General features: G+C 59.2%; 15 protein-coding genes and 1 pseudogene. 9 read left to right on the top strand and 7 right to left on the bottom strand.

Going from position 1 to position 14,424, the window contains the following annotated elements:
• Positions 1-11: 11 nt before the first annotated feature.
• The 6 genes from HGP16_RS13365 to HGP16_RS13340 form a co-directional block, all read right to left on the bottom strand.
• Positions 12-869, bottom strand: coding sequence for a carbohydrate ABC transporter permease (locus HGP16_RS13365; protein WP_168840505.1), 858 nt, complete (start codon positions 867-869; stop codon positions 12-14).
• A complete protein-coding gene (locus HGP16_RS13360) occupies positions 869-1,786 on the bottom strand; it encodes a carbohydrate ABC transporter permease (RefSeq protein ID WP_168840504.1) in 918 nt (305 codons plus the stop codon). The genes HGP16_RS13365 and HGP16_RS13360 overlap by 1 nt, the downstream gene beginning before the upstream one ends.
• Positions 1,783-3,039, bottom strand: a complete 1,257-nt coding sequence (locus tag HGP16_RS13355; protein WP_168840503.1) for a sugar ABC transporter substrate-binding protein — start codon at positions 3,037-3,039, stop codon at positions 1,783-1,785. The genes HGP16_RS13360 and HGP16_RS13355 overlap by 4 nt, the downstream gene beginning before the upstream one ends.
• Positions 3,032-4,030, bottom strand: coding sequence for an N-acetylglucosamine kinase (locus tag HGP16_RS13350; RefSeq protein WP_168840502.1), 999 nt, complete (start codon positions 4,028-4,030; stop codon positions 3,032-3,034). Before HGP16_RS13350 ends, HGP16_RS13355 begins: the two co-directional genes overlap by 8 nt.
• Positions 4,027-4,821 (bottom strand): DeoR/GlpR family DNA-binding transcription regulator, encoded by a 795-nt coding sequence (locus HGP16_RS13345; protein WP_168840501.1) that lies wholly within the window; start codon positions 4,819-4,821, stop codon positions 4,027-4,029. The genes HGP16_RS13350 and HGP16_RS13345 overlap by 4 nt, the downstream gene beginning before the upstream one ends.
• 167 nt (positions 4,822-4,988) lie before the next feature.
• Positions 4,989-6,305 carry an alpha-glucosidase/alpha-galactosidase gene (locus tag HGP16_RS13340; protein WP_168840500.1) on the bottom strand — a complete coding sequence of 439 codons (1,317 nt, stop codon included), beginning with the start codon at positions 6,303-6,305 and terminating at the stop codon, positions 4,989-4,991.
• 111 nt (positions 6,306-6,416) lie between these two features.
• Here HGP16_RS13340 and HGP16_RS13335 point away from each other — a divergent pair, with 111 nt between their 5' ends.
• The 3 genes from HGP16_RS13335 (at position 6,417) to HGP16_RS13325 (ending at position 9,649) form a co-directional block, all read left to right on the top strand.
• Positions 6,417-7,289, top strand: a complete 873-nt coding sequence (locus tag HGP16_RS13335; RefSeq protein ID WP_168840499.1) for a helix-turn-helix domain-containing protein — start codon at positions 6,417-6,419, stop codon at positions 7,287-7,289.
• A 141-nt stretch (positions 7,290-7,430) separates the two neighbouring features.
• Positions 7,431-7,940 carry a cytochrome P460 family protein gene (locus tag HGP16_RS13330; RefSeq protein WP_168840498.1) on the top strand — a complete coding sequence of 170 codons (510 nt, stop codon included), beginning with the start codon at positions 7,431-7,433 and terminating at the stop codon, positions 7,938-7,940.
• 425 nt (positions 7,941-8,365) lie between these two features.
• Positions 8,366-9,649 (top strand): epoxide hydrolase family protein, encoded by a 1,284-nt coding sequence (locus HGP16_RS13325; protein ID WP_168840497.1) that lies wholly within the window; start codon positions 8,366-8,368, stop codon positions 9,647-9,649.
• 156 nt (positions 9,650-9,805) lie between these two features.
• Here the strand turns inward: HGP16_RS13325 and HGP16_RS13320 are convergent.
• Positions 9,806-10,964 (bottom strand): annotated as a pseudogene (locus HGP16_RS13320) (MFS transporter).
• Positions 10,965-11,260: 296 nt separating this feature from the next.
• On the opposite strand from HGP16_RS13320, the gene HGP16_RS13315 reads away from it, so the two are divergent.
• From HGP16_RS13315 to HGP16_RS13290, 6 genes are all read left to right on the top strand, one after another.
• Entirely contained in the window at positions 11,261-11,413 is a 153-nt protein-coding gene (locus tag HGP16_RS13315; protein ID WP_168840496.1) for a hypothetical protein, read from the top strand.
• A gap of 28 nt (positions 11,414-11,441) precedes the next feature.
• The gene (rpsU, locus tag HGP16_RS13310) at positions 11,442-11,678 is read left to right on the top strand and encodes a 30S ribosomal protein S21 (protein WP_168840756.1); all 237 of its coding nucleotides are present in this window, start codon (positions 11,442-11,444) and stop codon (positions 11,676-11,678) included.
• A gap of 61 nt (positions 11,679-11,739) precedes the next feature.
• On the top strand, positions 11,740-11,934 hold the full coding sequence (locus HGP16_RS13305) for a hypothetical protein (RefSeq protein WP_168840495.1): 195 nt from the start codon (positions 11,740-11,742) through the stop codon (positions 11,932-11,934).
• A 321-nt stretch (positions 11,935-12,255) separates the two neighbouring features.
• Positions 12,256-12,414, top strand: a complete 159-nt coding sequence (locus HGP16_RS33960; RefSeq protein ID WP_246705525.1) for a hypothetical protein — start codon at positions 12,256-12,258, stop codon at positions 12,412-12,414.
• 172 nt (positions 12,415-12,586) lie between these two features.
• Entirely contained in the window at positions 12,587-12,853 is a 267-nt protein-coding gene (locus HGP16_RS13295; RefSeq protein WP_168840494.1) for a type II toxin-antitoxin system Phd/YefM family antitoxin, read from the top strand.
• Positions 12,854-13,201: 348 nt separating this feature from the next.
• Positions 13,202-14,413: a glycosyltransferase family 4 protein gene (locus HGP16_RS13290; protein WP_168840493.1), complete on the top strand. Its 1,212-nt coding sequence runs from the start codon at positions 13,202-13,204 to the stop codon at positions 14,411-14,413.
• Positions 14,414-14,424 lie beyond the last annotated feature (11 nt).

Below are 14,424 nucleotides of genomic sequence, written 5' to 3'. Positions count from 1 at the left end.
CTAGCTCCGATTCACTTGACCGATCCGGCCAGCAGACCGCTGACGAGGTATCGATTGAGAAAGATGACAACCAGGGCGGGAATGATGATGGCAATTGCTCCGCTTGCCGTGATCAGCCCATAGTCGATGAAGTTCTTGGTGACGAATTCGGGGATCAGCACCGTCAAAGGTTTCGTCGCCTGCGGCGAGAAGATGAGCGGGACGAGATACTGTCCCCATGCGCCAAGAAAGGTCAGGATTGCCGCCGCCGTCAGGCCGGGACCCGCAAGCGGCAAAACGATGTTGAAGAAGATGTAGAGCCTGCCGGCACCGTCGAGCTGTGCCGCCTCTTCAAGCGCGATCGGCAGGGCCTCGAAGACGCTCCGCAGCAGCCATAGGGATAGCGGTAGGTAGGCCGACACGTAGATCAGTGCGACGCCGACATAGGTGTCGACCAGATGCAGGCTGATCATGATCCGGTAAAGCGGGATCAGTACCGCATAGCCCGGAATTGCAAGCGTAGCGACAACAGCCGCAAACAGAAAACCCCTGCCGGGAAACCGGATGCGCGTGAAGGCGTAGGCGCCCAGCGCGGAGATCGCGACGCAAAAAAGCGTTGCGGCAACCGAGGTCACGACGCTGTTGATCAGCGCGGCACGGAACTGCGACCAGACCTGCACCCCGCCGATTCTCGCGATATCAATGCCGAGCAGGCGCGAGAAATGATCCAGCGTGAAATGCTGTGGGAAAAAATGGATCGGTCTAACCGAGAAATCCTCGGTCGGGGTGATGGAGCTTGCGAGCGTCCAATAGATCGGTCCGAGCGACCAGATCAGCAGAAGCGCTACACCGGCCCAGATAAGCAAACGATAGGAAAGGCTCTGTTTCATCAGTCAAACCGGGTGTTGCGATAGACGCGCAGGACATAGACGAGCGAAACCAGCAGCGAGACCAGCGTGATCACGAGCGATAGCGCCATCCCGTAGGAGAAACGCAGGTTCTGGAACGTCTCGAGATAGATCTGGACGAGAACGGGCCTCGTCTCGAGGCTGGAGCCGGCCAGGACCCAGGCCTCGTCGAAGAGGTTGAATGCGTTGACGGTCGCATTGGTCATGGCGACGGCAATCGCGCTGCGCACCAGCGGAAGCGTGACGAGGGTAAACATCTGCGTGCGCGTGGCGCCGTCGATGCGCGCTGCCTCATAGAGATGTGCCGGAACACTCTGCATGGCGGCCAGCACGATGACGACGGTCAGCGGCATCATGCGCCAGACGTGAACCACGGTCACCGCGATGATGGCGCTGGTGCGATCGTTGAACCAGACGTGGTTTTCAAAAGGCAGGCCCATAGCCGACAGAATGCCGTTCAGCAATCCGGCACCGGGCTGATAGATCCAGAGCCATATCACCGCATTGACGACCCCCGGCAGCGCCCAGGGCAGGACGACGGCCGCGAGCAGCCATTGCCGGCCGACCTTAACCTGATTGATGAGGGCGGCTGCAAGCACGCCGAAGACCGTTTCGGCCATAACTGCGAGCACAACGTAAAGAAGCGTATTGACCCAGGTCGTGCCCAACTGCGCGTCGGAGAACATGCGGGTGTAGTTCTCGAGGCCGACAAAGGGCGTGCCGGCCTGCATTGGATTAATCCTGTGCAGGCTGTCCCAGACGGTCCTTCCGATCGGGAAGAAGACCAGGGCTGCCATCGTGATCAGGATCGGTAAAACAAGCAGGATTCCGAGCGTGGTGTCGGCCTTGACGCCGGCACCACGCTTGCTCCTGCCACCGGCAGAGATTGCGATTGTCATTGCGCCGATGCCTGTTTTGCCGCTTCTGCAATGTTCTGCACGGCCTGATCGACGGTGACCTGGCCTTTCGCGGCGCTATTGATCGCCGTATTCACCGCGCTCGAAAATTCCGGATACCAGGGGGGTGTGCCCTGTTGGAATAGCGGCTCGACCGTCTTCGACTGGGCCACCAGCGCGTCGCCGCTCTGCAGTTCGCCGGCAGCATTGAGCTCGGCCAACGCCGAAGTGCGGGTCGGTAAGGCGCCATTGGCCGCGTTCTTCTTCTGGAACTCCTTGCTCGTAAACCATTTGACGAAGGCGATGGCGGCTTCCCTGTTCTGCGAAACGCGGGGAATGGCGAGCGCTTCTGGCAGGCCGAAACTGCGGGTTTCGCCGCTGGCGGTTGGCACCAGGATTGCCTCGATCTGGCCCGCCACTTTCGACTGCTTGGGATCGTTCATCTGACCGATCCTGCCGGGCTCGCCCGAAATCATGATACTGGTGACGCCCTGAGCGAACATGCTTTCATTGATCTGGCTGTCCTTGAGGCCGGTGGAGGCGGGATCGACCAGTCCTTCCTTCAGCAGCATTAGCTCAAAGGCGAGCGCCTTGTAGCCGGCGGAATCCTTTGAGACGAAGAGTGGCTTGAAATCCTGGTCGAACAGCTCGCCGCCGAAGGCTTTCGTTAGCAGATACCAGCTGGTCGACGCACCTTCGGTCGCCGAAAGCGGCAGGCCGATCGGATAGGTCGCGACCTTCTTCTCCTTGATCTGCTTTGCTGCGGCAACCAGCTCATCGAGCGTCTTTGGCATCTTAGCAATGCCTGCATCCGCGAAGTGCTTCTTGTTGATCAGCATGACGCGGAAATCATTCGTATAGGGCACGCCGAGAAGATTGCCGTTGACCGTGAAGATCCTGGAAACGCCGATATCCTTGACGGAATCCGCATCGATGACGTCATTGAGCGGCAGATACCAGTCTGCAGCGCTGAATTGGCCGGTCCACGACCAGTCGAATTCGGTGACATCGGCAGGCGCGGCACCAGCAATCAGCGAGGTGACCAGCTTCGGCCGGATATCGTCCCATGACAGGGTCTGCATGTTGACGTGGATACCGGTTTCGGCCTCGAAATCGCCGGCGATATTCGCTGCCTGCGGCGAGGGCATCAGCACCGTGATCGATTGGCCGGCAAGCGGTTTCGCATTCTGAGCGAGAGCCGGAACGGCGGCAATGAGTGCCGCCAAGGCGACGAATGGCAAAGTGATTTTACGCATGTTCCCTTCTTTCCTTGTTATTGAGGTCTGCTTCACTTGAATGCACCACTGCGGTCTTTGCCGTTGCGGCGATTTGCGTGATCCAGCCGTCATCCACCGGCCAGTCGAGAAGACGGGCGGCTGCCAGGAGGGCGCCGCCGATGGGAGGAAGCTTCGGTATTGCGGCGGCGCGGCCGATCCGCCGCTCGAGTGCGGCAAGCAAAGAGCGGCTTGCAAATGTTCCGCCCGCATAGGTCCAGTCTGTGGCTGGATTGCAATGCGGCGATATGGCTTCGACATGCTTTGCAAGCTCGGATGCGGCCTGTTCGATCAGCTGCTTTGCCGCGCCATCGCCGGCGCGCGCGACGCGATCGACGAGAACGGAAAGGGTGGCGATATTGGCACGAGGGTTTTCGAGTTCGCTCGCCCATCCGCCGAGTGCATTGACCGGGTCGACACTGTCGAGATTCAGGAATTCGAACATTGCCTTTGCCAGCGCGGTTGGGGCCGCGCGTCCGTCGAGGCTCTGGCTGACGAGGCTAAGCGCCGCCCGTCCGATCCAATAGCTGCTGCCCTCATCACCGATGACATCGCCCCAGCCGCCGACGCGCGCGGATACGCCGGCGCCATTACGCGCCCAGGCCATCGAACCGGTGCCGGACAGGATCAAAATGCCGGGCCGGCCGGCAAAGGCGCCGAGATGAGCTGCGTCGACATCGTTGAGAATATGCTGCCGTGTCTTGGGGAAACTCTTTTCGATCGCCTCGCGCTGCTGTTCCGACAGCCGGACCACCTCACCATAGGCGGGCAAGGCGGCGGCGACGGCGGCCAGTTGCTGTTCCTGCATGAAGGGACGTAAGGAGCGATCCAGTTCGCACCGCCAGTTCGGATTGTCCATTGGATTGACGCCGCTGCCGCGCGACATCCGCAGCACGTTGCCGGCCCTGTCTGCAAGTGCGACCAGCACCTTGCTGCCGCCGCCGTCGATGCCGAGGATCAGGTCGTCGCTCATTCCGGCGCTCCCAGCTCCGCAATCGTCATCTCGACGCCGAGATTGGCGAGTTCACCGCGCCAATGCGTGGAAAGTCCCGCATCGGTAATCACCTTCACCGCGCTCAATGGGGCGACCTTATAGGTTGTCATCGTGCCGAATTTCGAGGAGTCGGCGAGCACAAAGCGATGGGCAGAGCGGGCAAGCATGCATTTGTTGAGGCTCGCCTCCGCGCTGTCGACGCTGTAGATCGCGCCGTCGGGGCTGATGGCACTTGCGCCGAGAAAGAGCTGGTCGAACCAGATGGATTCCAGCATCTCTTCGGCCTGCGGGCCGACCAGCGAGGCATTCTCGCTGCGCAGATGCCCGCCAAGCAAGACGACGTCCAAATTGGGGATGTTGAGAAACTCCTGCGCGACGGTCAGGCCGTTGGTGAAGATGCGAAGCGGCATTGGGTTGAGACGGATAAGGCGCGCAAGCTGGAGAACGGTGGTGCCTGCATCGAGAAAGATCGCCGCGCGCGGCGTCAACAGATTATAGGCGGCAGTCGCTATCGCACGCTTGGCGGACAAGTGCCGTTTGGCTCGCTCCTGAAAGGCAAGTTCCACCGATGATCCCTCGGCGATGCGAGCGCCGCCATGTACGCGGTCGATGGCGCCTTCTCTTTCAAGAACTTGCAGGTCTCTGCGCACCGTTGCCAGCGAAGCGCCGATGGCATCGGCGAGCGCCTGAATCGTCGAAAATCCGTTCGCATACAAATGACTGCGAATGGCGTCCAGCCGATCGACTTTCATTGCTCCCGCTTGGCTCAACGACTGCTCCCTTTCATAGGAAATTCTATTTCGCTCAGATTTCCATCCAATACGATCAATGTCAATCATGTTTTTGACGTTTTGTGATCTAATTTAATTTGGACGGGTAGGAGGCTTCCTCTCACAGAAGGCCGCGCTCTGGGGAGTGCTCGGCGAAATATTAGAGACTAGTGATAGGCGGGCAAAAGATTGCCATGCTGCTCGATCATGTCATCCACGAGCTTCCAAATCTGGTCCGGTGACAGCTCCGCCGACGTGTGCGGATCGAGCAGAGCTGCCTGGTAGATGCGATCCCGTTTCTTCGTCAGCGCCGCCTCGACTGTCAGTCCCTGCACGGAAACGCTTAAGTTCATCACGGCCGCGAGCTGGGAGGGTATGCGTCCGATGCGGATCGGTTGAAAGCCATTGTGATCGACATGGCACGGCACTTCCACGATGCACTCATCCGGCAGATTCTGGATCAAACCATCGTTCGGGACATTTCCGTAGATCAGCGCGGGTTGGCCCGTTACCGCGGCATGAATGATGCCAGCCGCATATTCATTGCTACGGCAGATGTCGATCGGCTTTTCGCCTTCCAGATCGCGGCGCAATTCGTGCCACTCGGCAATCTGGGCCTCACACCGGCGGATATATTCATCGAGCGGAATGTTGAGCCGCTCGATCAAATCGTTGCGACCTTCCTTGATGTACCAGGATGTATATTCCGAAAAATGCTCGCTCGATTCGGTCACGAAGTGGCCGAGCCGCTTGAGAACATCGAAACGGACCCGATCGTCGGCCGGGATGTGCCCTTCCTCCGCGAGGGCGTGCAGGCGCGGATAGAGATCCTCACGGCTACCATCGGCATGCAGCTTTTCATATTTGAGAAAAAAGGCGACATGGTTGATGCCGGCCGAGAGATAATTGACGTTTGCGACATCCTCGCCAAGACAATGGGCAAGATGGGCGGCTGTATGCTGCACGCTATGGCACAGCCCCACGGTCCGAATGCTTGGGGCAATCTTCTTGATCGCCCAGCAATTGATCGCCATCGGGTTGACGTATTGCATCAGCATGGCGTTGGGGCACACTTCTTCCATGTCGCGGCAAATCGCTTGTAGGACGGGGATGGTACGAAGCCCGCGGAAGATGCCGCCAATTCCGAGTGTATCGGCAATGGTCTGCCGCAGTCCGTGTCGTTTCGGGATTTCGAAATCGGTCACGGTCGCCGGCTTGTAACCGCCGACCTGCATCATCAGGATGACGAAATCCGAGCCCTGCAATGCCTGCCGGCGATTGAGCGTGGCCTCGACGCGCACCTTGTCGAGCCGGAGCGCCTCACAGATGCGCCGCGCTACGATTTCGGATGTTTTCAGACGCTGGGGATCGATGTCGAAGAGACTGATGGCATAGTCGCCACCGCTTTGGCTGGAAAGGACGTCGCCCAGGATGTTCTGGGCAAAGACGGTGCTACCGGCACCGATCAGGCAGATCTTTGGCATGGGAAAGCCTCCACAAAAGATGTTTGTCGAGCCAAGTGCGCCTTTCAAATCGGGATTTCCTCCTGCTAATGAAGAGATTATTCCCAGATTCGCGCGTAAGAGCGAGCGACCATGCCAAAACTTCGCATATCCGCCGCGCGGGGCGCTCTTGTCATATCCCAGGGCGACTTTATGATCGAGCGCCATATTGCTGACGCTATGAACGCGGCGCATTGGCACGATCATATCGAGCTGAACTATCTGCTCGAGGGCCAGATGACCTACCTCTTCAATGGAAGGCAGGAACAAGTCGAGGCGGGGCGGCTGGTGCTCTTCTGGGCAGCCATTCCCCATAGAACGATCGCAGTTACGCCGAATGCGCCGCTCGTCTGCCTCTATCTTCCGCTCGTCGATTTCCTCGGTTTGCCGATCGATCGCGGCGTCCGCCAGGCGATCATGCAAGGACGGTTTTTCGCGGATGCGCGCGCCTATGCCGCCGATGCAATTCTTTTGCCTCAGTGGGCGGAGGACTGGCAATTCGGCGATGCGGCCGAGCGACAGCTAATCGTGGATGAGGTCAAGCTCAGGATACGGCGCTTCGTCCTCGATGCTCCCATCGGCGATCATTCTGCCACCCGCCAATCCTCGGCATTAGGCGCCAGTGCCGCCATACGTCGGGCCGAAACGTTGACCGATCTTATTCACGCTCGATATTCCGAGCCGGTCAGCCTGCCGATGCTGGCGAGGCTTGCCGGTATGCATCCGGCCACGGCCAACACGATCTTCCGCAACGTCCTTGGCATTTCCGTCAACGAATATCTCACACGCTATCGTCTGGCGCGGGCGATGCAGCAGCTTGCTGAGACGGAGACACCGATCCTCCAGATTGCCTATGACTGCGGTTTCGGTTCCAGCAGCCGGTTTTACGACATCTTCAAGCGACGAACGGGAACGACGCCAAGGGTGTTCCGTTCGTCTCTCGGGCGCGACGGGAAAACGGACTGATGTTCGGTTCGCCAGCCGGGGAACGGCTTGCCGCCAGTTATTGAAACTACAGTTCGATACAATCGGGCCGCCAACTGAAATCTGGCAGATACAATTCTGCGCGATCTTCCTATCAGATCATCGGTCGGGCAGGAGTCCAAAATGAAACTCGAATTCCTTGGCGCATTTCTTGTCTCAAGCCTCGCTGTCGGCGTTGCCGCTTCGCAGTCGGCAGGTCCCGCAACGCCGTCCGAAAACGCCTCGCCGATCTATGGCGTAACCATCCCCGAAGGTTATAGAGACTGGAAATTCATTGCGCCGGCGCAGGAAGCCCCGCCGCTCGACGAGCTTCGCGCGGTGCTCGGCAACGATATCGCCGTCGACGCCTACAAGAAGGGTACCCTGCCTTTTCCCGATGGTTCGATCCTTGTCAAGCTGGCCTACAAGCGCAAGCAATCGACGGAGTTTGCGCCGGCAACGGTGCCGGGAGCGCCGACGACCGTGCAGGTCATGGTGAAGGATTCGAAGAAATATCCCGATAGCCACGGCTGGGGCTTCGGACGCTTCATCGATGGCAAGCCGGTCGATATCGCACAGCATGAGACCTGTCTCAGCTGCCATGTCGGCAACGTGAAGGACCATGACTACGTCTTCACGCGCTATGCACCATAAGGTGCTGCAACGTTGCGCAGTTGGAAATTGCCGGCCCGATCTCTTTACATCAGGCCGGCCGGCTATCCACGGTCTCCTCCTCCCGCCGGGATAGCGGCCCCTATCTTTCAGGACCGGGCAGCTCATTGGTATCGACCCGTTGCTCATAGCGCGCAGCTATCGAGCCATGTACAGCGCAGCGCGCTTTTCCAGGCTGCGGTTTTCCAGCGTACCGCCTCGCGCCGACCTATCTGGCTGGAGGTGCGTTGTGTGTATTTCATCTTTGCCGATGGAACCTGAAAGGCGGCTTCTGTAATCCATTGTAGCCTTCCTCGGTCTTGACACGGAGGGATACAATTCGATGCGGTTGAAGACACAACGGAGATACACGTGGAAGGCAGAACGTCGCGGCATTCGACAAACTTCCCAAATATATGGAGCTCCTGATGTCGCCTTCATCCTTCTCATTGAATCGACGCGCCTTCGTCACGGCGGCTGCTGTCGCCGGCGCAGCGGCGCTGCTCAAGCCTGCGATGTCCTTTGCCGGCTCGCAAGCCTTGCCCGATGGCGTCAAGCCGTTCAAGATTGATATCCCCGACAGTGCGATCAGCGATTTGAAGCAGAGGCTTGCGACGGCACGCTGGCCGCTCAAGGAAAATGTCGCCGATGATTCCCAGGGTGTGCAGCTCGAGCGTCTGCGCGATCTCGTTGGATATTGGGCCGACGGCTATGATTGGCGGAAGGTGGAGCAGAAGCTTAATTCCCTTCCAATGTTCATCACCGAAATCGACGGGCTGGATATTCACTTCATTCACGTGCGCTCCCCGCACGAAAACGCAATGCCGCTGATCATGACCCATGGCTGGCCGGGCTCGATCCTGGAAATGCTCAAGGTGATCGATCCTTTGACAAACCCGACGGCCCACGGCGGCAAGGCCGAAGACGCGTTTCATCTGGTCGTGCCGTCAATCCCAGGCTTTGGCTTCTCGGGCAAGCCGACGACAACGGGCTGGGGTTCGGACCATATCGGCCGGGCATGGGGCACGCTGATGCATCGCCTTGGCTATGAGCGCTTCGCCTCGCAAGGCGGTGATTGCGGCTCGGTCATCTCGCAGCGCATGGCGCTCCAGAATGTGCCGGGATTGCTCGGCATCCATCTCAACATGCCCGGCATCGTCCCCAAGGAGATTGCCCACATCCTTGCAGCCGGCGATCCCGCACCGGCTGATCTGACGGACAAGGAGCGCGCCTGTTTCGACAAGCTGGCGGAATTCTATCGCGACAGCTCTGGCTACGCCAATATGATGGTCACCCGCCCGCAGACCATCGGCTATTCGCTCGTCGACTCGCCGGTCGGTCTGGCCGCTTGGATCCACGACAAGTTTGTCACTTGGACTTACAGTAACAAGCAGCCGGAAAAAGTGTTGAGCCGCGACGAGATGCTGGATGACATTTCTCTCTACTGGTTCACGGAAACCGGAACGTCCGCGGCCCAGATCTATTGGGAAGATCACACCAATAACTTTAACGCCATTCACATTCCAAAGCTGCCGGTTGCCGTGAGTGTCTTTCCCGGCGAAATCTACCAAGCTCCGAAGACCTGGACCGAGCGGTGCTACGGCAACCTGATCTATTTCAACGAGGCCGACAACGGCGGGCATTTTGCCGCCTGGGAGCAGCCGGCGATTTTCACCAACGAAGTCAGGGCGGCATTCCGCTCGCTGCGTTAAGCGAGTCCCGGCCTATTGGCTGGCGAAAGCCTCGCAGGTGAGCGATACCCCAAGCTCGCCTGCAGGCGAGGGGAACTGTATAGCGTATCCCCTCGACAGACAGCCGGCTTTGCAAGTCGAACTTGTGAAGTCGATGCCTGTTTTGATCCGCGAGTTTTAAGAGGTCGCGAAGGCGCTGCGGCGGGACGAGAGCGACCCGATGCCCATCAAGGCCGCAAGGATGACGGGGATGCACACGAGATAGGCCGTGCGAATGCCGGCATGTTCGGCCACGAATCCAAGCAGCGGCGGGGCCAGGAAGAAGACGACGAAAGACATTTGCCCGAGAGCGGCAACGTTGACATGTGCTGGACGATCGATGCGTTGTGCGGCGGCTGAAACCGCCAGCGGATAGACCGCGCTGCAGCCGGCGCCCATGAAGGCAAATCCCAGGAGGGCCACATTGGGATGGGGTGCGAGCCAGACGGCGCAAAGCCCAGCGGTCGACAAAAGCAGCAGGAAGAGCGCAACGGCTCTGGGGCCGTAGCGATCGACAAACGGGGTCCGCGAACAATCTCGCCAGCGCCATGAAGAAGGTGAACAACGTCAGGCCGAGACCCCCGATGAACGGCTCGGCATGAAAGACGTCGCGCATGTAGATCGCCGACCAGTCGATGCCGGCGCCTTCGACGAGGAATGCCGCGATTCCGATCACGCACAGAGGCAGCAGGCCAAGCGTCGGCAGCGCGATATGGCCTGCGTCCGAATGGCCATGCGTTGCGCGCGCCGGTGCATTCAGCATGCCGGCGATCGTGATGGAGCCGACGATAAGGACAAAGGCGAATGTCAGGGCGAGATGCAGCTGCATTGGGACACCTGCCTGCCGGACCGCCGAGGATATGAGAGCGGTGACGAAGAAGCCGAGGCTCCAGAAGCCATGCGCCCGGTTCATCACGCCTCGGCCGAGCTGTGCCTCGATGCGATCGATTTCGACGTTGAGATTGATTTCGAGAGCCCCCGCCAGCAGGCCTTCGCAAAACAGCACGGCAAAGACCAGGGGCGCGGCACCCATCCACGGCACGAGCGCCAGCAGCGCCGATGTTCCAAGCACGGTAACGAACGCGGTCCTGCGCGTGCCAAGGCGCGCAACGAGCGGTGATGCAAACGTCAGCGATATCAATGCGCCGATGGCCGCACCGATCAGCGTCAGGCCGAGCTCGGATTTGTTGATCTGCAATGCGACCTGAAGGTCGGGAAGGCGCGACAGCAACGCGCCTATCGATACCGCAAAGAGGAAAAAGCAGACATAAATTCGCTGCTGCGGTTCAAGACGCATTTTAATGCTCCGGAGAATCTGAACACAGGTGAGATAGAACGGGTCTATCGCAAAGCAACCACTGCTGGCAATACAAGCGCGCTGAAATGAATCGGCGAGCTGCGATGCATGGCGGTCTCTCATCTCCGCTTTCCAGCTGCATTGCGCCTTGCCTTGTAATACGACCGCTTGCTTCCTATCTTTTGGCCATCACCCAAATTTCACACGCGGCTGCGGCAGACGTTTCAAAGCGTCGATCATTCTGCGCGCAAGCGCTGCCTAGCCATTCCGCCGCCTCGGGCGGCCAAGGATTTCGATTGAACAAGCAGAACACTGCCGCCGCGTTGGCGGCGGTAAAGCCGTGCGAGCGCGGCGAAGCCGTCAACCGGCCGGATAAAAACTGGAAGCCATATCCCTGCCTTCTCACGCGGCAGGAGCTTCAGGCCATCATTGCCGATCAACTCGGCTGAATTCAACAACGACAACAAGGAGAAGAAGATGCAGGTCATCGTCAGAGACAACAATGTCGAACACGCAATGCGCGCCTTGAAGAGGAAGATGCAGCGGGAAGGGCTCTTTCGGGAGCTGAGGGAGCGTCGTGCCTACGAAAAGCCTTCCGAGCGCCGGGTTCGAGAGAAAGCGCAGGCGGTCGCTCGGCAGCGCAAGGCAGCGCGTAAGAAGCTGCAACGCGAGGGGCTTTTGCCGGCTGCAAAGCGACGGGCTTCGGCTCGATAGTCACTGAGTGGTGGCCGGTATATTGAGCCGGCCGCCGAACATCTTTTGAAAAGGGCGGTAGATGGAAGAATTGAACAATATCACGGTCTCTGAGGAGCGGCTCAAAGATTGCCGTGACGTCATCGAGCCGGATCTGCAGGATTTAATTCGCGACACGATCGCCGCCGGTTTCACGGCCGAGGAGGTTTTGATCGCGATCAGCGAACTGGTGGCGGAGGATTTCGCCGCAGTCGTGAAGATGCCTAGCGTTCACTGAAGTAATTCCGGGAAAAGGGGCGCGGCGGTTTTCCGTTCGAGAGTGGCAGACGGTTTGCTTTCGAAAACAGATAAATCGATTTCGCCGCTACGATGTGTGGGACTGGTACGGCGAAGGCGACGACATGATCTTCATCGACGGCGAGCAGGGGCTTTCGGTGCCGGACACGGTGCGCAAGCCCGATCCGCGCATTGGGCCGATGGCTGCGCTGATCGAGCCGCGGGCCGAACCCACAGCCGGCGCCGGTCACGCTCTATCGCTGGCATATCGAAGATCCGGCGATCTTCCAGAAGCGCATTCGCGTCACGATAGAGCACGGCCATGCCAATCGCCGCTCCGACGATGTCCTCGGTCGCCTTCTGGTATCAGGCTGGGCCACACAAGCCGTTCGGCGCGTTTCCCGACGTCACGGAGCGCATGCCTACTTTCCGCCGGCCGTTCACGGAAATGGAGATCGCCGTCAAGAAGGCGAGGGGATGACAGCGAACAGGGTGCAGGCCTTGGTATCGCAAGAAAATCAGCCGATGCCCGCGTTTCGTCGGCTTCATTGGCTTATATGGAGCGAGGGCATAACTGGATCGGCACATTTCCGCGTCTTCACCTCGTAGAGATACGCCTTTAAAAGGGTGATGTGACGAGTTTGGAGCAGCCCATGCCAACAATTTGTTTAAAGGACGCGAGGGCATCGTTTTCTCGTGTCGTTGATCAGGCCGCGGCCGGAGAATTTGTGACGATTACGCGCCGCGGACGCGCGGTGGCTGTCGTCGTCAGTGTTAAAGCGGCGGAGGAGGCAAGAAAGGCGGCCCGGGAAGACAGCCTGAGCCTCCTTCAATATCTGAAGACCTTTCCGACGGATATCGATCCTGCCGCCGACATTTTCTCCAGAGATCCTGCGTCCTCTCGCGAGGTTGATCTTTAAGCTTTCTTTCCGACGCCAATGCCATCTTCAAGACCACAATGAGTTTGGCTTAAGCGTATGGCACATGTTTTCGCGCACGGTGGCGGCTATCAACCGATCCCGATATCCTTTCGCAGTTGCGAACAACTCAGCAGAGCCGAGCGCAATGGTAAGCGCACACCAGCGGGATCTCTGTCCTTGCAAGGGATGAAATCCTGTGGATTCAATCTGAAAGCGGGATGTCCTCGTGCGAATGGATGAATTGAAAAGTCATTATGTTAGGGCGCTTTATGTATCGGGCGTGAACGCAAGAGAGGGCGGTTTCTTTCGTTCAACCCGGATAACACAAGCGGACGAGTTGCCGATCTCATGCGTCTCATCCTTGTCAATGATGTCTCGACGGTTCGCGGCGGCGCCACCAAGGTAGCGTTGCAATGTCTCGATGCAAGCAGGGATGCGGGTCTGACCTGCGCCATACTGGTCGGTGACGACGGCGAAGGTCTCAAGCCGCGGTTCGACGGCATCCGCACGGTTGCGCTTGGCGAACGGCCCCTTCGGGAAGGCCCGGCGTTCGGGGATATCCTCGCGAAAAACTATAATCGGCGCGCTCATGAGGCGATGGAGGGGTTGCTTCGGGAGTCGGATGAGGAGACCGTCGTCCACGTGCACGGTTGGTCCCAGATCCTGTCGCCGTCGATCTTTTATGCGCTTGCCAAGCATGAGGCCAAAGTCATCGTCACGGCGCATGACTTCTTCCTGAACTGTCCGAACGGGGGGCTTATCAATTTCCACAGCGGCGACGTTTGCGATATCAAGCCGTTGTCTGCTAAGTGCCTGACGACCAATTGCGACAAGCGCAATTATTTCCATAAGCTTTGGCGTTTCCGCCGTACCCTGACGCAGCAGGGTGTGGGCGAGGAGTTCTGGGGCCGCGTCGGCATTGTGCTCGCCCATGAAAACATGGAGCCGCATCTGCGCACCGGCCCCTTGCAGCACTTCACGACATTGCGCACGCCGACCGAGCCATTGACGCGGACACCGGTCGAGGCGTGGCGCAACCACCGCACCGTTTTTCTCGGCCGCATGTGCTGGGAAAAGGGGGTGCGGACGTTGGCGGATGCCCTCAACCAAACGGGCAGAACCGCGACACTCATCGGGCGGGGGCCTTTGCTTGAGGAGATGCAGCGCGTGCTGCCACATTGCTTCGTGCCCGGCTGGCTGAGCGATGAAGAGGTTGCGAGGATCGCCGGGGAAGCGCGCGTCTTCGTCATGCCGTCGCGCATGCCCGAGCCTTACGGCCTGGTCGCCGCAGAAGCCTTGATGTCAGGCATTCCGGTCATCGTCAGCAGTAACGCGCTGATTGCGGAAGAGGTCGAAAAACATGGCGCGGGTCTAGTTTTTACCAGCGGCGATGCGGCGTCGCTGGCGGAGAAATTGGCGCAGACCGATGACGACCAGCTGATGCGGCGGCTGGGCGAAGGGGCATTGGCCCTCGGCCAGCATATCGCGCCGAGCAGAGCGGAATGGGGACGTCGCATGGTGGACATCTATATGGGGCGGGGCAGCTTTTCGGAACATTAGGCTGGGGGGAA

The sequence above is a fragment of the Rhizobium sp. P40RR-XXII genome (genome assembly GCF_012641405.1).
In the GTDB taxonomy this organism is placed as follows: domain Bacteria; phylum Pseudomonadota; class Alphaproteobacteria; order Rhizobiales; family Rhizobiaceae; genus Rhizobium.
Note: the sequence above shows the minus strand (reverse complement) of the source record. Positions and strands in the feature narration are given on the sequence as shown.

Coding starts and splice junctions, on each gene's coding strand:
- HGP16_RS13365 (WP_168840505.1), bottom strand. CDS start 869: ATGAAACAGAGCCTTTCCTATCGTTTGCTTATCTGGGCCGGTGTAGCG.
- HGP16_RS13360 (WP_168840504.1), bottom strand. CDS start 1,786: ATGACAATCGCAATCTCTGCCGGTGGCAGGAGCAAGCGTGGTGCCGGC.
- HGP16_RS13355 (WP_168840503.1), bottom strand. CDS start 3,039: ATGCGTAAAATCACTTTGCCATTCGTCGCCTTGGCGGCACTCATTGCC.
- HGP16_RS13350 (WP_168840502.1), bottom strand. CDS start 4,030: ATGAGCGACGACCTGATCCTCGGCATCGACGGCGGCGGCAGCAAGGTG.
- HGP16_RS13340 (WP_168840500.1), bottom strand. CDS start 6,305: ATGCCAAAGATCTGCCTGATCGGTGCCGGTAGCACCGTCTTTGCCCAG.
- HGP16_RS13335 (WP_168840499.1), top strand. CDS start 6,417: ATGCCAAAACTTCGCATATCCGCCGCGCGGGGCGCTCTTGTCATATCC.
- HGP16_RS13330 (WP_168840498.1), top strand. CDS start 7,431: ATGAAACTCGAATTCCTTGGCGCATTTCTTGTCTCAAGCCTCGCTGTC.
- HGP16_RS13325 (WP_168840497.1), top strand. CDS start 8,366: ATGTCGCCTTCATCCTTCTCATTGAATCGACGCGCCTTCGTCACGGCG.
- rpsU (WP_168840756.1), top strand. CDS start 11,442: ATGCAGGTCATCGTCAGAGACAACAATGTCGAACACGCAATGCGCGCC.
- HGP16_RS13305 (WP_168840495.1), top strand. CDS start 11,740: ATGGAAGAATTGAACAATATCACGGTCTCTGAGGAGCGGCTCAAAGAT.
- HGP16_RS33960 (WP_246705525.1), top strand. CDS start 12,256: ATGCCAATCGCCGCTCCGACGATGTCCTCGGTCGCCTTCTGGTATCAG.
- HGP16_RS13295 (WP_168840494.1), top strand. CDS start 12,587: ATGCCAACAATTTGTTTAAAGGACGCGAGGGCATCGTTTTCTCGTGTC.
- HGP16_RS13290 (WP_168840493.1), top strand. CDS start 13,202: ATGCGTCTCATCCTTGTCAATGATGTCTCGACGGTTCGCGGCGGCGCC.